Origin of the sequence: Sphingomonas telluris (genome assembly GCF_022568775.1) — a bacterium.
GTDB classification, from domain to species: domain Bacteria; phylum Pseudomonadota; class Alphaproteobacteria; order Sphingomonadales; family Sphingomonadaceae; genus Sphingomicrobium; species Sphingomicrobium telluris.
This window is the reverse complement of sequence record NZ_JAKZHW010000001.1, coordinates 1,114,924-1,134,957: the sequence shown is the minus strand read 5'-3', so window position 1 is coordinate 1,134,957 and position 20,034 is coordinate 1,114,924. Positions and strand designations below refer to the sequence as shown.

The 20,034-nt window shown below is 64.6% G+C and carries 16 protein-coding genes; 11 read left to right on the top strand and 5 right to left on the bottom strand.

What is annotated here, in order from left to right:
* Positions 1-13: 13 nt before the first annotated feature.
* The 5 genes from LZ016_RS05710 to recA all read left to right on the top strand — a co-directional run bounded on the left by LZ016_RS05710 (position 14) and on the right by recA (position 6,984).
* A complete protein-coding gene (locus LZ016_RS05710) occupies positions 14-2,083 on the top strand; it encodes a M13 family metallopeptidase (protein ID WP_241446398.1) in 2,070 nt (689 codons plus the stop codon).
* A gap of 17 nt (positions 2,084-2,100) precedes the next feature.
* A complete protein-coding gene (locus tag LZ016_RS05705; RefSeq protein ID WP_241446397.1) occupies positions 2,101-4,473 on the top strand; it encodes a hybrid sensor histidine kinase/response regulator in 2,373 nt (790 codons plus the stop codon).
* A 48-nt stretch (positions 4,474-4,521) separates the two neighbouring features.
* Complete coding sequence (locus tag LZ016_RS05700) at positions 4,522-4,875, top strand: response regulator (protein ID WP_241446396.1); 354 nt, start codon at positions 4,522-4,524, stop codon at positions 4,873-4,875.
* Between the two features lie 10 nt (positions 4,876-4,885).
* On the top strand, positions 4,886-5,683 hold the full coding sequence (locus LZ016_RS05695; RefSeq protein ID WP_241446395.1) for an alpha/beta hydrolase: 798 nt from the start codon (positions 4,886-4,888) through the stop codon (positions 5,681-5,683).
* A 218-nt stretch (positions 5,684-5,901) separates the two neighbouring features.
* Positions 5,902-6,984: a recombinase RecA gene (gene recA, locus LZ016_RS05690; RefSeq protein WP_277622510.1), complete on the top strand. Its 1,083-nt coding sequence runs from the start codon at positions 5,902-5,904 to the stop codon at positions 6,982-6,984.
* A 62-nt stretch (positions 6,985-7,046) separates the two neighbouring features.
* Here recA and LZ016_RS05685 read toward each other — a convergent pair whose 3' ends face one another.
* Positions 7,047-8,318 carry a multidrug effflux MFS transporter gene (locus tag LZ016_RS05685; protein WP_241446393.1) on the bottom strand — a complete coding sequence of 424 codons (1,272 nt, stop codon included), beginning with the start codon at positions 8,316-8,318 and terminating at the stop codon, positions 7,047-7,049.
* Between the two features lie 85 nt (positions 8,319-8,403).
* Here LZ016_RS05685 and LZ016_RS05680 point away from each other — a divergent pair, with 85 nt between their 5' ends.
* Both LZ016_RS05680 and LZ016_RS05675 read left to right on the top strand, forming a co-directional pair.
* Positions 8,404-9,663: a M24 family metallopeptidase gene (locus LZ016_RS05680; protein WP_241446392.1), complete on the top strand. Its 1,260-nt coding sequence runs from the start codon at positions 8,404-8,406 to the stop codon at positions 9,661-9,663.
* Positions 9,660-10,508, top strand: a complete 849-nt coding sequence (locus tag LZ016_RS05675) for a class I SAM-dependent methyltransferase (protein ID WP_241446391.1) — start codon at positions 9,660-9,662, stop codon at positions 10,506-10,508. Before LZ016_RS05680 ends, LZ016_RS05675 begins: the two co-directional genes overlap by 4 nt.
* On the opposite strand, the gene LZ016_RS05670 is transcribed toward LZ016_RS05675, so the two are convergent.
* Positions 10,505-11,821 (bottom strand): dicarboxylate/amino acid:cation symporter, encoded by a 1,317-nt coding sequence (locus tag LZ016_RS05670; RefSeq protein WP_241446389.1) that lies wholly within the window; start codon positions 11,819-11,821, stop codon positions 10,505-10,507. The genes LZ016_RS05675 and LZ016_RS05670 overlap by 4 nt on opposite strands.
* Before the next feature lie 101 nt (positions 11,822-11,922).
* Between LZ016_RS05670 and LZ016_RS05665 the strand changes: the two genes are divergently transcribed.
* From LZ016_RS05665 to kdsA, 4 genes are read left to right on the top strand one after another with little or no spacing between them, the layout of a single operon-like run.
* Positions 11,923-12,909 carry a KpsF/GutQ family sugar-phosphate isomerase gene (locus LZ016_RS05665; protein WP_241446388.1) on the top strand — a complete coding sequence of 329 codons (987 nt, stop codon included), beginning with the start codon at positions 11,923-11,925 and terminating at the stop codon, positions 12,907-12,909.
* Positions 12,906-13,703, top strand: a complete 798-nt coding sequence (gene kdsB, locus LZ016_RS05660; protein ID WP_241446387.1) for a 3-deoxy-manno-octulosonate cytidylyltransferase — start codon at positions 12,906-12,908, stop codon at positions 13,701-13,703. The genes LZ016_RS05665 and kdsB overlap by 4 nt, the downstream gene beginning before the upstream one ends.
* Positions 13,700-14,500, top strand: a complete 801-nt coding sequence (locus LZ016_RS05655; RefSeq protein ID WP_241446386.1) for a TIGR01459 family HAD-type hydrolase — start codon at positions 13,700-13,702, stop codon at positions 14,498-14,500. The genes kdsB and LZ016_RS05655 overlap by 4 nt, the downstream gene beginning before the upstream one ends.
* A 10-nt stretch (positions 14,501-14,510) precedes the next feature.
* Positions 14,511-15,362 (top strand): 3-deoxy-8-phosphooctulonate synthase, encoded by an 852-nt coding sequence (kdsA, locus tag LZ016_RS05650; protein ID WP_241446385.1) that lies wholly within the window; start codon positions 14,511-14,513, stop codon positions 15,360-15,362.
* Here kdsA and LZ016_RS05645 read toward each other — a convergent pair.
* From LZ016_RS05645 to LZ016_RS05635, 3 genes are read right to left on the bottom strand one after another with little or no spacing between them, the layout of a single operon-like run.
* The gene (locus LZ016_RS05645; protein WP_241446384.1) at positions 15,359-16,336 is read right to left on the bottom strand and encodes an ELM1/GtrOC1 family putative glycosyltransferase; all 978 of its coding nucleotides are present in this window, start codon (positions 16,334-16,336) and stop codon (positions 15,359-15,361) included. The two genes, kdsA and LZ016_RS05645, sit on opposite strands and share 4 nt — an antisense overlap.
* Positions 16,337-16,347: 11 nt before the next feature.
* A complete protein-coding gene (locus LZ016_RS05640) occupies positions 16,348-17,652 on the bottom strand; it encodes a lipopolysaccharide biosynthesis protein (protein WP_241446383.1) in 1,305 nt (434 codons plus the stop codon).
* 58 nt (positions 17,653-17,710) lie between these two features.
* Complete coding sequence (locus LZ016_RS05635; protein WP_241446382.1) at positions 17,711-19,741, bottom strand: elongation factor G; 2,031 nt, start codon at positions 19,739-19,741, stop codon at positions 17,711-17,713.
* Positions 19,742-20,034: the final 293 nt, after the last annotated feature.

Sequence of the window (20,034 nt, the reverse complement as noted above, 5' to 3'; positions counted from 1 at the left end):
GGGAGTCGTCTACATGGTTCGTTGGATTGCCGTTCTCGCGGCGGGCACTGCGCTCGCCGGATGTGCGACGCATAGCGCCGATATCGCACCGCCGTCGGCTGAAGCCGCGCCGGCTGTTCCTGCGGCGGAATCCCCGCCGGCTCCGAAGCCCACCTACGGCACCTTCGGATTTGACGCGGCCGGCATGGATACTTCGGTGGCCCCAGGCGATAATTTCTACGCCTTCGCCAACGGCACCTGGACGAAGAACACGCCGATCCCGGCGGACAAGTCCAACTATGGCGCCTTCACCGTCCTCGACGATCTTTCGCGCCAGCGCACGAAGGACCTGATCGAGGAGCAGTCCAAGGATCCCAACAGCCGCATCGGCGCCGCCTATGCCAGTTTCCTCGACGAAGCGGCCATCGAAGCGAAGGGCCTCGCACCGTTCGAGCCGTGGCTGAACGAAATCCGGGGCATGAAGTCCAAGGCGCAGCTGGACGAGCTATACGCCAAGGCCGACCATCTCGGCATCGGCGGTCCGTTCGCGAGCTACATCGGCCAGGACGCAAATGCGCCTGACGTCTACACGCTCGTCATGCTGCAGAGCGGCCTCGGCATGCCGGACCGCGATTATTATCTGTCGAAGGATGCCAAGCAGCTCGAGACCAAGGCCAAGTATCTCCAGCACCTGACGAACGTCCTGACGCTCGCCGGCGAGACCAACGCCGCGGCTCGCGCCCAGGCGATCCTCGATTACGAAACGAAGATCGCGCAGGTTCATTGGACTAAGGCCGACAGCCGCGATCGCACCAAGACCTACAACAAGATGACGCTTCGCGATCTCGCCAAGCGCGCTCCGGGCTTCGACTTCGCCGCCTACATGAGGGGTATCAACGTCAACCTCGACAGCGTGGTCGTTGCTCAGCCGAGCGCCGTCGCCGGCGAAGCGGCGTTGCTGGCCAAGGCGCCCCTTGGCGTTCTCAAGGATCAGCTGTTGGTCCGCTCAATCGACAGCTATTCGGCCTATCTGCCGAAGAAGTTCGATCAGGAGAGCTTCAGCTTCTACGGCCAAACCCTCAACGGCACTCCGGAGCAGGAAGTCCGCTGGAAGCGCGCGGTCGATTTCACGACCGGCGTCCTCGGCGACGATGTCAGCAAGCTCTACGTTGCGAAATACTTCCCGCCGGAGACCAAGGCCAAGGCCGACGAGATGGTGAAGAACATCATCGCCGCCATGGACCGCCGCATCGACAAGCTCGAGTGGATGACGCCCGAGACGAAGGTCAAGGCGCACGCCAAGCTCGCCGCGTTCACGCCGAAGATCGGCTACCCAACCCAGTGGCGCGACATGAGCGGCGTCCAAATCGATCGCAGCGACCTCATCGGCAACGCGATGCGCTCGGCCCAGTTCGAGCACAATTACGAGACGGGCAAGCTCGGCGGCCCGATCCGGCGGTGGGAGTGGGGCATGACCCCGATGACCATCAACGCTTATGCCAACCCGACGATGGTCGAGATCGTCTTCCCGGCGGCCATCTTGCAGCCGCCGTTCTTCGATCCCAACGCCGACGATGCCGTCAACTATGGCGGTATCGGTGCTGTGATCGGCCACGAGCTCAGCCACCATTTCGACGATCAGGGCGCGAAGTATGACTCGAAGGGCCAGCTGATCGACTGGTGGACTCCGGGTGACACGAAGGCGTTCACGGCCCGCCTCGACAAGCTCGTCGAGCAGTACAACCAGTACGAGCCGCTTCCGGGCCTGCACGTGAACGGCCGCCTGACGCTGGGCGAGAATACGGCGGATCTCGCCGGCCTCACCGTCGCGCACGATGCGTACATCGCCTCGCTCAATGGGAAGGCTCCGCCGGTCCTCGACGGAATGTCGGCCGACCAGCGCTTCTACCTCGGCTGGGCCCAGGTGTGGCGACGCAACTATCGCGAGCCGAACCTCCGTCAGCGCCTGCTGACCGACCCGCACTCGCCGTCGGAGCAGCGCGGCAATATCGTCCGCAATATGGACCCCTGGAATCAGGCGTTCGACGTGAAGCCCGGCCAGAAGCTTTACCTCGCGCCCGAGGACCGCGTACGTATCTGGTAAGGAGACGCTAGGGGAACATGCTGCACCAGGAGTTGCCGGCGATTGCGGACCGTCCGCTGGACGGGGATCGCTTGCTGCTCCCGGCGCTTGCTGCAGCCGCTACGCTGAGCGCGGCGGCTGTCTGGTTCCTCTTCGGTCCGATTCCCGCGATGGTGCTGATCGCGCTCGCGCTGGTTGGTGCGGTCGCAGGCGGACTTGCGGTCCGGAAGCCGAGTGTCGCCTCCGACGCGAGCACGCTCGTCGCAGGTCCCGACTATGCGCTTGTCGGTGCCGCCCTCGCACTGTGCGATGGACCGGCCGCGATCACCTCGACCGAGGGCGCGCTCCTCGCCGCCAATGAGGCATATCGCGACCGCTTCGATGCGGTGCCGCCGCTCAACCTTCCTGCCGACGATGAATCCGGGCAATCGCTGCTGGCAGCGGTTTCCATGGCCTGGCGGGACGGGGCGGGCTGCGCCGCCAATGTCGCTACGCTCGCCGGATCAGCGGCCATCGAGGTCCAGCGCGCCGGCATTCGCAACGACATGCTCATCTGGCGCTTCCCGAGCGCGCCTGCAGCGGACCCCCTGGCGCTGACCATCCAGGGCATTTCGGGTCCGACCGGTGAGCGGCTGACGCGGGCCGGGCTCCTCGCCGCCGTGGTGGATGGGGAAGGGCGTTTGCTCGCGGCGAACAAGCTGTTTGCGGACCGCGCGGTCCCTACGGGTCACGCTGACGAAAATCTGCGTTTCAACGAGTTGGTAGAGGTGGGCGAAGACGGTCTCTTTCGTCTTGTCGCGGAGGGTGAGTCTGGAACGGCGATGCGCGCTGTGCACGTTCCGGTCCACCCCGGACAGCCGAATGGCGTAGGCACGTTCATGCTATTCGACAGTTCGGAGGCATCGAGCAGTTCGTCGAACCTTCAAGCCCTGCTGGACATGCTTCCGATCGGACTCGCGCTCGTCGACCGCGACGGCCGGTTCCTGACGATGAACCAGGCGTTCCGCGGCGCCGCCGGCATCAAGGGCAATTCCAAACTCGTCTATCCCGGCGACCTCGTCGTGAAGGAAGACAAGGCCGCCGTCGCGGACGCCGTCCGCCGAAATGCGCGCGGACCGGCTACGTCGGGCGATATCGCAGTGCGTCTGGCTCGCGATCCCAGGGAGCCCGTCGCGCTCACCATCGGTGGCCTTCGCGGGCTTGGCGATGCGGCGGTGCTCCTGCTGCTCAAGGACAATAGCGAGGAAGCGAAGCTCAAGCGGCAGATCGCGCAAGCGACCAAGATGCAGGCGGTCGGCCAGCTCGCGGGCGGCGTTGCGCACGACTTCAACAACATCCTGACCGCAATCATCGGTCATTGCGACCTCATGCTGATGCGGCACACTCCGGGCGACAGCGACTACGACGATATCCAACAGATCAAGTCGAACTCGAACCGCGCGGCGGGACTGACGCGACAGCTGCTCGCTTTCTCTCGCCAGCAGACGTTGCGCCCGCAGGTCCTTCAGCTTCCGGACGTCGTGTCGGAAGTCTCCCACCTCCTGAAGCGCCTGCTCGGCGAGACCACGGTTCTGGTCGTGAAGCACGGCCGCGGTCTTGGCCCGATCCGCGCCGACCCGGGCCAGCTCGAGCAGGTGATCATCAACCTCGCGGTCAATGCGCGGGACGCCATGGCGAACCAGGGCGGCGGAACGCTGACCATCCAGACCTACGCCGTGCGTGCGGATCAGGTCGCGGAGCTCGGCTCCGAGATCCTGCCGGTCGCGGATTATACGGCGCTGTCGGTCAGCGACACCGGCTGCGGCATCCCCGCGAGCGTCCTCGGCAAGGTATTCGAGCCCTTCTTCACGACCAAGGAAGTGGGCAAGGGAACGGGCCTCGGCCTCTCCACCGTTTACGGTATCGTCAAGCAGTCCGGGGGTTTCATCTTCGCGGACTCCAAGGTCGACGAGGGAACCCGCTTCGTCATCTACTTGCCGGTCCACGGCGCGGAGGAAGCACCCAAGCCGACCCGCCGAGGCAAGGAAGGCCACAACGAACTTTGGGGCACGGGTACCGTGCTGCTCGTCGAGGACGAACCGATGGTTCGGACCGTGGCCGAGCGGGCGCTCACTCGCCACGGTTATTCGGTGGTCACGGCCAACAATGGTCAGGAAGCGCTGGAGATCCTGGACCGCGGCGAGGAATTCGCTTTGCTGATCAGCGACGTCGTCATGCCGGAGATGGATGGACCGACGATGGTTCGCGAAGCGCGCAAGACGCGGCCCGATCTGCCTGTCCTTTTCATGTCCGGCTACGCGGAAGAACAACTTCGCAAATCCATCGACATCGACAAGGTTGCTTTCCTCCCCAAGCCGTTCTCGGTGCAGGAGCTTGCCGAGGCGGCGCGCAAGGCTCTTACTCCGTCTTAACAATTAGGGGCTTTGCTCCGGACGAACCTCAGCTTATCGCAGGGAAATATGGGGCAGCGTAGCATCCTGGTTGTAGAGGACGAGCCACTCATCGCGATGATGCTCGAGGACTTTCTGGAGTCGCTCGGTCATTCTGTGCGTGCGACGTGCGAGTCCGTGGGCGATGCCCTCGTAGAAGCCGACAAGGGCGGGTTCGATGTCGCGATCCTCGACGTGAACCTGAAGGGAGAAAGCGTCTGGCCCGTTGCCGAGCGCTTGCGCGACAAGCAGATCCCGTTTGTGCTCGCGACCGGCGGGCACGTCGATCCGCCGCCCGCGGAATTCGCCAACGTTCCGGTGATCGAAAAGCCCTATACCGTCGATCGGGTCACCCCGGCTCTCGAAGCGGCCTTCGCCCAGTAAGCATCCAACCGTGATCAAGCTCGTTACGGTCGGGCTTGTCCTGTTCCTTATCTTCGCGTTGGTCGTGTCGCTTTTCCAGAACCGCATCCTCTTTCCGACCCACATGGTCGGCCGTCCGGGTCCGCTGCCGCACGGCACGCAGCGCCTCAGCCTGAACACGCCCGACGGCTATCGGCTGCAGGGCGTTCACATCCCGCCTTCGCGGGATGGCGGCGAGCGGCTCCTGATTGTGGCCTTCGCGGGCAATGCCTGGAACTCGGCGGACGCCGCCGATTACCTCAGCGAGGTCTATCCCGAAGCGCACATCGTCGCGTTCCACTATCGGGGATATGCGCCGTCGACCGGCTCGCCTTCGACCGAAGCGCTGATGGCGGACGCCCCGCTGATCTATGACGCCGCGACTGCCCGCGTGAAGCCGCAGCGGACGATCGCCGTCGGCTTCAGTATCGGAAGCGGCGTTGCGGCGAGCCTGGCGGAAAAGCGTCATCTCGATGGACTCATTCTGGTGACGCCCTTCGACTCTCTAAAAGCGGTCGCGCAGGGCCATTGTCCCTGGCTCCCGATCGGAATGGTCTTCCATGAGCAAATCGATGCCGCGGGCAGCCTGCGCCGCGTCGACGCGCCGGTCGCCATCATCGCGGCGGGCAGGGACACTTTGATCCCGGGCCGGCGGACGGATGCGCTCCGTCGCCGGGTGCCGAACCTTGTCTTCGACAGGACAATCGAAGGAGTCGGGCACAACGACATCTATCACACGACCGCCCTTCACGAGGCGATGAGCGACGCGCTTGCCGCTCTTTCAAAATAGATTTCGAGTGAGATGGGTGCGCGGTGACCTGGCCCATTCGCGACTTCCCACCTGTCGGCGATCAAGTCCAGGTCCAAAAGTCTCGGCAAAGGGCCGGCTCTCCGTGACTTTACTGACTTTACTAAGACTAGTTCCCCTCTTGTTCTCACGGAACAAAGCATGTACAAAAAGAATATGGGGGCGGCGCTCGGACGCCCGTTGACGAGGGGATGAATAGCATGGCAGCGCAGCTCAAAGTCATCGGTAGCGGATTGGAAGTACCCGGAATGGATAGGCAAAAGGCCCTTGAGGCTGCGCTCGCGCAGATCGATCGCGCGTTCGGCAAGGGCTCGGCAATGAAGCTCGGCAGCCGTGAGAAGATGGAGATCGAGACGATCTCGACCGGCAGCCTCGGCCTCGATATCGCGCTCGGCGTCGGCGGACTGCCACGCGGCCGCATCGTCGAAATCTACGGTCCGGAAAGCTCGGGCAAGACGACGCTTGCGCTGCACGCGATTGCGGAAGCGCAGCGCGTCGGCGGCACGGCAGCGTTCGTGGACGCGGAGCATGCGCTCGACCCGGTCTATGCGAAGAAGCTTGGTGTCGACATCGACGAGCTGATCGTGTCGCAGCCCGACACGGGCGAGCAGGCGCTGGAGATCGTCGACACGCTCGTCCGTTCCAACGCGATTGACGTGCTGGTGATCGACTCCGTGGCCGCGCTGGTTCCGCGGGCCGAGATCGAGGGCGAGATGGGCGACAGCCACGTCGGCCTTCAGGCGCGCCTAATGAGCCAGGCGCTGCGCAAGCTGACGGGTTCGATCAGCCGCTCGCGCTGCCTGGTGATCTTCATCAACCAGGTCCGCATGAAGATCGGCGTCATGTACGGAAATCCCGAGACGACGACCGGCGGCAACGCGCTGAAGTTCTACGCTTCGGTCCGTCTCGACATCCGCCGCACCGGCCAGATCAAGGATCGCGACGATATCATCGGCAACACGACCCGCGTGAAGGTCGTGAAGAACAAGGTCGCTCCGCCGTTCAAGCAGGTCGAGTTCGACATCATGTACGGCGAAGGCGTGTCCAAGGTCGGCGAGGTTCTCGACCTCGGCGTCAAGGCCGGCTTGGTCGAGAAGTCGGGCGCCTGGTTCAGCTACGACTCGGTCCGGATCGGGCAGGGCCGCGAAAACGCGAAGGTCTTCCTCAAGGAGAATCCGGACATGCTCGATCGCATCGAGCGCTCCATCCGCGGCAAGACCGAGGAGGTCGGCGAGGCGCTAATGGTTGGTCCGTCGCCAGACGACGACGTCGCTGCCGAATAATTTCTAGCTCTTCAGAATTGGACCGCCGCGTGAGGACAGCTCGCGCGGCGGTCTTCTTTGGCTTAAGCGAGATCCTCGGTGAGCCCGGACGAGTCCGGTTTCTCGTCCGCGTTCAGTCGTTCGAATAGCCGCGTCGGCTCCGTGAGCACGATCACCAGGAAGCCGCCCGTTGCGCAGAGAGCTGTGCCGACCACGAAGGGCGTGGCCGTCCCGTCGAACTGTTGTCCGATAACGAAGCCCAGAAGTGCCGCGCCGATCGTACCAACGACGCCCTGCACGGACGACGCTGTGCCGGCGATGGGCGCCATATTTTCCATCGCCAATGTGCCGAGATTCGATGAGGTGAAGGCGAAGCAGCACATGGTCAGCGCCTGCATGCCGATGAACACCGGAAGCGACTCAAAGCCTGCCAAAGCGATGATAGCGTGCACGGCGGTCACCAGCGCGAAGGCCGCGGCTGCGCTGTGACCGACCCGCCTCAAACCGAAGCGCCCGACCACGCGCGAGTTCATGTACGATGCCAGCGCCATCGGCGCGGCAATCGCAGCGAACACGAGGCCGATGAAGCGGCCTTCGTGGAAGGCGTCAAAGACGATTTGCTGGATCGAGCTGATGTAGGCGACCAGGCCCGCAAAACTGATCGTGACAGCAAGCGTGTATCCGAGGGACTGCCGGTCCCGGACGGTCTCGGCCACGGCGGAACTGATCTCGCGCCAGTCGAGCTTCCGCCGGAACTCCGGATGCAGCGTCTCGGGCAGGCGCAGCCACGACCAGGCGAGCATGAGGAACGCATAGCCGCCAAGGACCAGGAAGATCGCGCGCCACGGGGCGAACAGAAGGATCAACTGCCCGATGTTCGGAGCGAGCACCGGGACGAGCATGAAGACCATGAAGACGAGGCTCATGACTCGAGCCATGGCTTCGGCCTCGAAAAGGTCGCGAACCATCGCCACGACGAGCACGCGTGTAACGGCGGCCGAGGCGCCCATCGCCACTCGCCCCGCTATGAGCAGCGGAAAGCTGCCGGCAAAGGCGCAGAGAAAGGCGAAGATACCGTAGAGGATGACGCCGCAGGCCAGGATCGGCTTCCGTCCGAACCGGTCCGCCAGCGGTCCCCACAACAGCTGCGTGGAGGCGAACCCCAGAAAGTAGGCGATCACGACCAACTGCCGCTCGTTCTCCTCCGCGACGTTCAGCGAGCGGCCGATGTCCGGAAGGGCCGGGATCATCGCGTCGATCGCGAAGGCGTTGAGCGCCATGAGCCCGGCGAGCATGGCCGTCATCTCGCGCGTGCCGGGGCGCTTCACCCCGTCCTGGAAAGCCGATTCGAACATTTGGTGATCTTTCGCGGGCGTGCTGGCCGAAGCTGCGGCGGCATGCAACACTTGTCCCGATCGACAGGGGGAAGAGATGGCCGGAATGACGCTCACACGCCGGTGGATGATGAAGGGAGCGGGAGCACTCGCTGCATCGGCCGCGCTCCCCCCGAGCATCCTTCACGCCGCGCAGTCCGATTTCAAGCCGGTCAAGCTTCCGCCGCCGATCAGCCGCGAGGAGCGCATGGCGCGGCTCGCACGGGCGAGGGAGCTTATGCAGCGCAATGGGATCGGCGCTGTGCTCGTCGAGTCCGGCCCCAGCCTTGATTACTTCACGGGCATCCAGTGGTGGCGCAGCGAACGGCTGACCGGCGTGGTCATCCCGGCGCAGGGCGACCCGATTATCGTTACGCCTTTCTTCGAGAAGCCTTCCATCGAGGAAATGCTCCTCGTGCCCGCGGAGATCCGCACCTGGCAGGAGGATGAGGAGCCGCTCAAGCTCGTTGCCGACTTCCTCAAGGAATGCGGCGTTGCCAACCAGCCCGTCGGCTTCGAGGAAACCAATCGCTTCTGGATCGAGGATCGCCTGAAGCGGCAGCTGCCGTCGGCATCCATCGTGAGCGCCAATCCGGTCGTTCGCCAGCTCAGGATGATCAAGACGCCCGCCGAACTCGCCCTGCTGCAGGCCGCCAACGACATCATGCTGGCGTCGATGCGCTACGCGGGCGAGCGAACGAAGGAAGGGATGACGGGCGCCGATATCGACGCACTGATCGCCGCCGCCCAGGAGAAGCTCGGCGGTGTCTATGATCCCGGCCTCGCTCTGATCGGCGAAGCATCGGCTTATCCGCACGGCAGCAAGAAGCCGCACGTGGTCAAGCGCGGCGATATCGTGCTGATGGACTGCACCTGCTCGGTCCACGGCTACCAGGCCGACATCACGCGCACGTTCGTGTTCGGCGCCGATCCAACTCCCGAGCAGCGCAAGGTCTTCGACCAGGTCCATCGCGGCCAGCAGATCGCCATGGCCGCCGCGAAGGTCGGAGCACCGGCAGGAAGCGTCGATGACGCAGTGCGCCGCACCTACGAAAGCTGGGGCTACGGTCCGGGCTACAAGCTACCGGGCACGTCTCACCGGACTGGGCACGGCATCGGGATGGAGGTCCACGAGCCGGTCAACCTCGTGCACGGCGAGACCACGCCCCTGGCCCCCGGAATGTGCTTTTCGAACGAGCCCGGTATCTACATTCCCGGCAAGTTCGGCGTCCGTATCGAGGACTGCTGGCACATGACCGAAGCGGGCCCCAAGTTCTTCACCTCACCTCCGCCAAGCATCGACGATCCGTTCGGACCGCCCTCATGACGGACGCAAACCTCGCGGCGGGCGTTTCGCAGTGGGCGACCAGGAGCGGGTCGGTCTGGGCGAGACGCTGGCGCGACACGGATGCGGGTCTCGCCGGCCTCGCTCCCTACCTCCTCGCCGCGGTGAAGGAGAGCGCACCGGGGGCCGTCAGGGCGTTCGAAATCGGCTGTGGTCCAGGTTCTACTGCATTGGAGGTCGCCGCGGCCTTGCCTGACGCGGAGATCGTCGCCTGCGACGTTTCATCCGAACTGGCCGGCATCGCTCGTCAGCGTGCTGTCGATTTGCCCCACGTCCGTGTCGTCGAAGGCGATGCAGAGGTGGTCGCCCGAAGCGAAGGGCCGTTCGACCTCTTCTTCTCTCGGCACGGAACCATGTTCTTCGACGACCCGGTGCAGGCGTTTGGAAGCTTCCGTTCGGCTGCCACGACCGGAGCCTCCCTGGTCTTCTCATGCTTCCAGAGCTGGGAGTCGAATCCGTGGGCCTCAGCCTTGGCGTGCGCGGTCGCGGATCGCGAACTGCCCGCACCCGGCAGAGAGCCAAGCGGCTTCGCATTCGCCGATCCCGCTTACGTCCGCGACATCTTCGCCGCCTCCGGCTGGGTAGAGAGCGACCTGCACGACGTTCGCTTCAACTATGTGGCGGGTCAGGGCGCAGATGCCGTCGACCACGCTCTCGGCTTCTTCAGCGAACTGGGCCCGTCCGCGCGCCTTCTGGAATCACCTTCTAAGCAAGAGCGCAGCGACGCCCTCGATCGAATGCGCACCCTGATCGAGCAGCATCACGACGGCGGGAGAGTCTCGTTCCCGGCCGCAGCGTGGATCTGGTCCGCGAAAGCCGGCGCCTAGAAGTGATCGTCGATCGGGGCGGTACGAGCCACGTGGGACGGCGCGTGCGGCGGCTCGATGTCGGCGGGCGCCTCCGGATCGAGATCGCCCTCCCACTTGGCGACGACTGCTGACGCGACCGCATTGCCGACCACGTTCGTCGCCGAACGGCCCATGTCGAGGAAATGGTCGACCGCAAGGATCAGCAGCAGGCCAGCTTCCGGGATCTTGAACATCGACATGGTCGCCGCGATCACGACGAGGCTGGCGCGCGGAACGCCCGCCATGCCCTTGGAAGTGATCATCAGCACCAGAAGCATGGTGATTTCCTGGCCGATGGTCAGGTCGATGCCATAGGCCTGCGCGATGAAGATCGTCGCGAAGGTCATGTACATCATCGATCCGTCGAGATTGAACGAATAGCCCAAGGGCAGGACGAAACTCGCAATGCGCGGGGGAACGCCGAACCGGTCGAGCGCTTCCAAAGTGCGCGGGTAAGCGGCCTCGCTCGACGCGGTGGAGAAGGCGAGGACGATCGGGTCGCGAATGTAGCGAACGAGATGCTTGACCCGCGGGCCGACGATGACGAAGGCGGCGGCGATTAACAGTGCCCACAGGATCGCCAGGCCGAGATAGAAGCTGCCGACGAACTTGCCGAAGGTAATCAGGATCTCCGGGCCTTTTTCGGCAATCGAGCTGGTCACTGCCGTGAAGACCGCGAAGGGCGCGAACCGCATCACGTAATCGGTGACCTGCAGCATCACTTTCACCAGCGCTTCGACGCCGCGAACGATCGGCTTTCCGGCATCGCCGACGGCTGTGAGGGCCACGCCGAAGAAGATCGAGAAGATGACGATGGGCAGGATCTCGTTCGTGCTCATCGCCTCGAAGATCGAAGCCGGCACGAGGTGGGTGACGAAATCCTTGAGGTTGAAGGCGGCAGTCTCGACCCCGCTTGCGGCAGTGGCCGGCGGCAGCGGCAGGTTCAGCCCGACGCCAGGCTGGAGCAGGTTCACGAGTATTAGGCCAAGCGTTAGCGAGACGAGGCTCGCCAAGATGAACCATGTGACCGAACGCAGCCCGACGCGGCCGAGCGCGGCGATGTCGCCCATGTGGGCGATGCCCGCGACCAGGGTTGAGAAAACGAGCGGAGCGATGATCATCTTGATCAATCGCAGGAACAGCGCTGTGACGATGCTGAGGTAATCGGCGATCTGCTTCAGCTGCTCGGCGCTTTGCAGGCTGCCGTCGTCGATGGCGGCGTTGATCGCCCAGCCGGCAATCACGCCGAGCAGGAGCGCCAGCAGGATGAACCGAGTCAATTTCTTCGCCACACACTCTCCCCTTGGACGGCGTCGTGGACCCAAGCTGCTGGGCCGCAGTTCGTCAAGCGCTCGGCTTCACAGCCGCTTCTGCGCTGGCTAGGTGCGGCGACATGAATGACGCGTTGTCACAAAGCGGTTCGACCGAAGGGATTCTCGATTTCGGCCGCCACGTCCTGCACGACGAGGCGCGCGCGCTCGATGCCCTTGCCGACAGTCTTGGCGAGCAGTTCGAGCGCGCTGTGGACCTGATCCGCAACTGCGGCGGCAAGCTTATCGTCAGCGGGCTCGGCAAGTCTGGTCATGTCGGGCGCAAGATCGCGGCGACCTTCGCGTCGACCGGCACGACCGCCACGTTCCTGCACCTGGCGGAAGCAATCCACGGCGATCTCGGCATGGCAGCTAAAGGGGACGTCGCGATCCTCATTTCGCAGAGCGGCGAGACGTCGGAGCTGGAGCCGGTCATCGACCATTTCGATGCGATCGGCATCCCGATGATTGCGATCACCGGCAATGCCCAGTCGATGCTGGCCACCGCAGCCACGGCTCCGCTCGTACTTCCCGAGTGGAAGGAAGTCGGTCCGGAATCGGTCGCTCCGACTACGTCGACGACGATGACCCTGGCGCTCGGCGATGCGCTCGCCATGACGGTGATGCACCTCAAGGGCTTCACTCGGACAGACTTCGGCCGGCTCCATCCGGGCGGGTCGCTCGGTGCACGGCTCAAGCCGGTGAAGCGCCTCATGCACGCCGGACGGGATACTCCGCTCACGGGCGCCGACAGCTCGATGCACGATGTCATCGTCGTGATGAGCGAGAAAAGGCTTGGACTAGTCGGCGTGACGGATGCGGACGGCTTTCTCGTTGGCGTGATCACCGACGGAGACCTCCGCCGGCACATGGAAGAGGGTCTCGAGCACATCGCTCGCGAGTTCATGACTCCCGATCCGAAAACCGTCCCGCAGGACGCGCTGGTCGACGACGCGCTGCACCTCTTCGAGCAGTATCGGATTACAGCCCTGTTCGTGGTCGACGAGAGCGAAGGGCGTAAGCGGCCGGTCGGCGTTCTTCACATCCACGATTGTCCGGCGGCACGATGAACACGGTCATCCTGATCCCGGCGCGCTATGCATCGTCGCGCTACCCCGGCAAGCCGCTCGTCGAACTGAAGGGAGCGGGCGGAGCCGCCAAGCCTCTCATTCAGAGGAGCGTCGAGGCGGCTCTCAAGGTGTCCGGCGTGTCCGGTGTCTACGTGACGACCGACGACGAGCGGATTGCAGATGCGTGCACCAAGTTCGGCGTCGGTGTGATCATGACATCGCCGGAGTGCCGCAACGGCACGGAGCGCTGCGCTGAGGCGCTCGCATCGCTTCACGATCCGGACCTGGTGATCAATTTCCAGGGAGATGCGCTGCTGACGCCCCCGGGTTTCGTGGAGGCGCTGATCGCGCGTATGCGCGACGACAGCGATGCGCTGGTCGCGACGCCCGCAATGCGCCTTCGCAGCGACGAAGTGCGCGTGCTGCAGGCCGAGGAAGCGGCCGGCCGGGTCGGAGGCACGAGCGTGGTGACGGACGCGCAGGGTTATGCACTCTATTTCTCGAAGCGGCTGATCCCCTATCTGCCCAAGCATGCGCTGGATGAGCGCATGTCGCCAGTGCGGCTCCACGTCGGCGTCTATGCGTATCGCCCGGAGGCGCTGGAGCGCTACGTCGCCACCCCGGCCAGCGAGTTGGAGACGCTCGAGGGCCTGGAGCAGCTTCGGTTTCTCGTAGCTGGAGTGCCGATGGCCGTCGTAGACGTCGAAACGCCGCCGTTCGCGATGCGCGAACTCAACAATCCCGAGGATGTCGAGCCGATCGAGCAGGCTCTGATCGATTCAGGTCTCGAATGAGCTTCTTCGACGCGCTTCCCGAGCGCTACCGGCTGATCCTCTGCGATATCTGGGGCGTCGTCCATGACGGTGTCGAGCTCTACCCTGGTTCGGCGGATCGGCTGCTCCAATGGCGCGAGCAGAGCCGCACAGTCGTGCTCATCACCAATGCTCCGCGAACGGCCGACGCCGTGAAGGAACAGCTCGGACGGATTGGCCTCCCGGGAGCGGCGTGGGACGGCATTGCGACGAGCGGTGAAGCTGGGATCGCGGTGCTGAAGACGGTGGGCAGTCCAGCCGGCTTCATCGGGACGCGGTCGGACCGCGAGATATTCGAGGGCAGGGGATTGATCCTGGTCGAAGACGGCTTCACAGAGATCGCCTGCACCGGCCTCGACGACGAGCGCAGGCATGTCGAGGACTATCGGACGCAGCTCGAAGAACTCGCAGACCGCGGCGTCCTCCTGCACTGCCTCAACCCCGACCGGGTCGTCGTGCGCGGCGGCATGACCGAGCCGTGCGCTGGCGCGCTGGCCGACATCTATCTCGGCCTGGGCGGCCGCGTGGAATGGTACGGCAAGCCTTTCCCGGCGATTTACCGTCACGCGCTTTCACTGGGCGGAAATCCGCCCGCAAGCGAGGTCTTGGCCATCGGCGACGGCCTCCAGACCGACGTCCTTGGCGGTGCAAGAATGGGGTTCGACACGGTCTTCGTGACCGGCGGAATTCACGCGGGCGAGCCGTTTCCGCCTGATTTCGGCTCACAAAACGGGCTTGGCGACTGGCACCCGGTGGCGGTCGTCGACTCCCTTCGCTAAAGGCGCGCGCATGCAATTGTTCGGACGTGACATCGGGCTCGACCAGCCCTTCTTCCTTATCGCCGGCCCGTGCGTGGTCGAAAGCGAGGAGCTTCAGCTCAGCGTCGCGGAGCGCCTGAAGACCATCGCCGACAAGCTCGGCATCCTGTTCGTCTTCAAGTCGAGCTTCGACAAGGCAAACCGCTCCTCCGACAAAAGCTTCCGCGGTCCCGGCATGGATGAGGGGCTCCGGATCCTCGCCAACGTCCGCGAGAAGATCGGTGTGCCGGTGCTGACCGATGTCCACGACATTCCGCAGATCGAGCCGGTGTCGCAGGCCGTCGACATGCTGCAGACCCCGGCGTTCCTGGCGCGGCAGACGGATTTCATCCACGCGGTGGCCGCGTCGGGCAAGCCGGTGAACATCAAGAAGGCGCAGTTCATGGCGCCGCACGACATGGTCAATGTCGTGGACAAGGCACGGAGCGCTGCCCAGGCGGCGGGCGTCAACGAAGACACGATCATGGTCTGCGAGCGCGGCGTCTCGTTCGGCTACAACAACCTCGTGTCCGACATGCGCAGCCTGTCGATCATGCGCGAGACCGGCTGCCCCGTTGTGTTCGACGCCACGCACTCGGTCCAGCTTCCGGGCGGGCAGGGCACCAGCTCGGGCGGTCAGCGGGAGTTCGTGCCGGTGCTCGCTCGCGCTGCAGTGGCGGCGGGCATTTCCGGCCTGTTCATGGAAACGCACCCCGATCCCGCGAACGCCAAGTCGGATGGGCCCAACGCATGGCCTCTCGACCGGATGGAGAGCCTGTTGACGACGCTCGTGGACATCGACCGCACCGTGAAGCAGGACGGCTTCGAGGAAATGTCGCTCTAGTCCAGAAGTGCACCGACCGCCTCCGCCGCGGTCCTCACAGGGTCCGCGATCTTGCCGGCGATGGGCTCGTCGATCGTCCCGAGAAGGCCATTTGTCTGAAGCTCTGCCCAGACGCGACGAACGTCGCGCACGGAGCTGGAAAGGCCCTCGGAGCCCAGCGCCTTGCGGCCTTCGGCATCCAGCTCGACGGGGATCAGGCCCACGGGCTTTCCAGTCACGATCGCTTCGGAAATCATGGAGACGCTGTCGCCCGTGACGAAATGCTCGTCCGCGTCGTCTAGCAGCACAGGGTAGCGCAGGCTTTCGTCAGATATGAGTTTGCAGTCCGGGCGATTGGCGAGTGCGCGCTGGATTGCTGCGGTAATCTCCGTGGTCGTGCGTGGGCTACTCGCCACGATCAGTGACCCGCCGGAAGCTGTGGCGCGCTGCGCCAAGCGTTCGACCGCGCCCACGATTTGCGCCTCGGGCAAATGCCAGTAGCGGGTCCTCCCACCCACCGACACGAGCAGGTGCGGCCGAGGGAGCTCTTCGAGCCATGCTCGCTCAGAGTCCGTCAGCTTCGGCGGAGAGCTGTGCCTGTCCATCGACAGCGGCAGCTTGAGCACGCTTGGCGCCGGCGGCACCGGATATTGCGGCGTTGTGATGACAAGGTCGAAGAGTCCCGAACTCGTTCTAGGATTGCCGACGCGTACGAGCTTCGTGCGGCCGCCGCTCATCCGCTTGATCCACCGAGCAACCGCCACGCTGCGGCGTCCGATGCCGATTACGACGTCCGGCCAGGGAGGCCGGAGATGGCCGCGGGACTCGCTTGTCACGAGTGTCGGCCGCTGCGGAAAGAGCCGGAGTAGCAAGCCCCACGAAAGCCGATACTTCAGCGTCCGCGTCTCGAACGGCGTCTTCAGCGCTTCCGCAAGCGCGAGCAGCTGGTTGTTGTCGCCGCGTCTCTGGCCGAGCAGGACCCAAATGCGCGGCATCTGGCTGCTCATCAGGCCTTCGCGCGCACCCGCTTGTATTCTGCGCGGACCTGGAGCGCGAGCACCACGAACATGGTCGCGTAGGCGCTGACGAACGCAGCAGCGGCACCCATCACTCCAAAGCGGGCGCAGAGTGGAGCGATCAAAGCGAAATAGACGATCGTTCCGACCAACCGCGCCTTGAGCGGCGCATCCGGACGGTCGAGCGCGTAAAGCATCGACGGCAGCGGGAAACTGAAGATGCCGATCACCGGCGCGATGATCAGCACCATCAGGATCGGATAGGCACCGAGGAACTGCTTTCCGAACAGCAGGTGCACGAGCGGCTTGCCGCCGACCAGCAGCAGGAGGACCGCGGTCAGCGCGATCATGCCGGCCATCACGGCACTTCTCAGCATAAGCTTCCACGGCTGCTTCGTGCGGACGTCCATGCGGACGATCTCCGGATAAAAAGCTCGGGCAAGGAATTCAGCGGGCTTTTGAGCGCTATCCGCAAGGCTCGATGCGACACGGAACAGCGCTGCTCCGCTCGGCCCGAGGAGTCCGCCGACGACGAGACGCGCGATTGGTCCCCATGCCGCAATGAGGCTGGACGTCAGGTTCACGTGAATCGCGAACCGCCAGGCGCCCGGAAGTGTAGTCGGCCGCAAGGTTGGGCGAATGCCCTGCATCAATCCGCGCCGGCGCAGCTCTCGGACGGCCAGGAACCACAGGAACATGTCGCCGCCGAGATCCGTGACCCACCAGATCGCGACATAGGCTTCGAACGGTGCGTTCGAGAAGAAAGCGATCGAGGCAAGGATGGCGCGGGCGATCGGGTAGCTGCTGCCCTGCCAGCTGATGAGGTCGAACCGGTCCAGCGACCGCAACACTCCGACGGGTGTCGCCGCACCCATCGTCGGAAGCAGGGTGCAGTAAAGCATGCCCAGCCACAGATATTGCTCGGGGATGCCGACCCATTTGCCGATGAACGGCAGGAGCATCACCGCGACGATCATCCCGCCGATGCCGCTGACCACGTCGAGCGCAAAGGCGAAGCCCGTGGACGCCTTGAAGTCCTCGTGTTCGCCAGCGGCCAGCGCCTTGCCGCCGTAGCGGACGATGAGCTGCCACGACTGGAACTTGCTGATGCCGCTCGCGGCCTTCGCGTAGCTGGTGATGAGGATGAGGGTCCCGAACAGGACGACGCCCAATCCGCGTCCAGCGAATGCCAGTGTCGCCACGCCCGCAAGCGCAGCGATCACTTTGGATATCGCGAGATAGCTGCTGTTCTTCAGCAGCGATCGGAAGTGCGCGTCCTTGAACCAATGCTTCATGTGCCGGCTCGTCTAGGCGAGCCGGCAACTGCTGTCGCGTGACTTTTTGGACAGCCGATCAGGCGGGTTCAGGCACCTTCTGCTGGATCACCTTGTCCGCCAGCGGCCCGTTGAGTTCGGCCAGATGGTCCAGCTCGGCCTCGTAGGTCGCGAGGCCTTGGCTCTGCGATCGAAGCTCTGCCTCGAGCCCGTCGAGCTCGGCCTCCGGAATGAGGGCATCAATGCGGTCCCAGCCGGCCCAGCCATCGCGCGGCGCCATGCCGAGCATCTGCCCACGACGTCCGGCAACCGCCGAAGTGATGCGGCTGGTCGCGCTCGACGGACAGACGACGCCAAGCTTGTGCATCGGCTCGAGCAGGTGCGGGTGGGCTGCGGCGAGTGCTTCCTGCATGGCGAGCCGACCCGCCAGGCGAAACGCCAGTTCGGAACTGTCGACGCTATGATAGCTGCCGTCCACGAGGGTCACCGCCACATCGACGACCTGGAAACCGAGCGGGCCCTTATCCATCGCCTCGCGGACGCCTTCCTCCACGGCCGGGATCCACTGCTTTGGAATGGCTCCGCCGTGGATCTTCTCCTCGAAGACGAAGCCCGAACCGCGGGGCAGCGGCGTGATGTCGATGATGACGTCGCCGAACTGGCCATGGCCGCCGGTCTGCTTCTTGTGGCGCCCGCGCTGGTGCGTGACGGCTTTGCGGATCGATTCCCGGTAGCCGATCGCCGGCGGATGCGACGTGACCTCGACGCCGTAACGCCGCTTCAACTTGGCGAGCGTCGTCTTGAGGTGCTCGTCGTTCACGCCCCGAAGGCGGAGCTCGTGGTTCGCCTCGTCATGTTCGAGGATGAGCGCGCTGTCCTCTTCCGTCAGCTTCTGGAGCGCGCCTGACAGCTTCACGTCGTCCTTGCGGTCGGATGGCTGGATCGCGAGTGCGCAGTTCCGAGCGGGAAGTTCAACCTCGACCTCCGGCGGCAGAGTGCCCTTGCCCAGCCATTGGCCGGGTTTAACGCTGTCCACCTTGGCGACGGCGACGATGTCGCCATTGCGCGCCTCAGTGACCTTCTGCGTCTTCTCGCCCTGCACCTTAAAGAGGGCGCCTAGCCGCGACGCTTCGCCGTCCCGCGCCTTCAGGTCCGAACCTTCGGCTATGTTGCCGCCGAGCGCTCGGGCCAGGGCCAGCCGGCCGACGGACCCGCCATTGTTGATCTTGAAGGCGTAGAGCGCCGGGTCGGACACGCCGAGGCGGTCGGCGGTGCTTTTCGGTCCGGGCGCTTCGTGACGGAGAGCCTTGAGGAGGCGGCGCACGCCCCATGCGCTGCTCGCCGAACCGAACAGCACCGGGACCGCGAGGCTCTCGCCCGTCTCGCGCGCCAGGTCCTTGAGGACGCGGTCCTGCTCCGGCGTCTGATCCATGAGGAGCTGCTCGAGCAACTCGTCGTCATGATCCGCGAGCTGCTCCAGCATCTGGGTGCGGGCCTCGGCCTCGCGCTGCTGCAGATCCTCTGGGATGTCGATGCGCTCGGATTCCTTGCCGGGCACGTAGTGATAGGCCCGCTCAAGCGCGAGGTCGACGAACCCGGTGACCTTCTCGCCTTCGCGAATGGGGATCTGGCGCGCGATCAGCGGCTCGACGCTGACCGGCTGAAGCGCCGACAGAAGGTCGCGCACCCGCCCATGCGCCTGGTCGATGCGGTTGACGAAGATGAGGTGAGGGATGCCGAGCTCGTCGAGCATCCGGAGCGCCGGCGCAGCCAAGGGGGCGCGCGCTGGATCGGGGTCGACGACGACGATCGCGAGGTCGGCGACTGCGACTGCACGCGCGCCATCCGCTGCAAAGCCGATCGAGCCGGGGCAATCGATCAGCGCGAATTCGTCATCGAGATATTTGAAATTGTAGAGGTTGAGCTCCGTGGAGCCGCCGCGAGCGCGCGCCTCCGCGCTGCTGTCGCCAATGCTCGTGCCATTCGCAGTCGAGCCCAGCCGATCGGACGCGCCGGCTGCAAACAGCATCGCTTCGGCCAGGCTGGTCTTTCCCGCGCCGGCCGGTCCGACCAGCGCGATTGCTCGAGTGCCGTTGGCAATACCAGGCATGCGACTCTCCCTTCGTCCGTATCCGGGCGCTCCGAGTCGCATGAAGGCGCTCAGGCGCGCTCTTCGAAACGATCAGCGTCGGACTGTTTCGAACGGTTGGCAAGAGCCTTGCTCGATTCGAGACCGCAACGACGAGCCGGACCGATCCATTTCGAAGGTGGCGAAGAATCGGTCGCGCTCGGCTTCAGCCTGGGCGCGGACAACGTCGGCCGGCTTGACTCCGCTTGACCTTGTGGCGCCGCTTGAGGTGCTGCGAATTTCGTTACCTTCGACGCGAGGCGTAACGCCGTTCC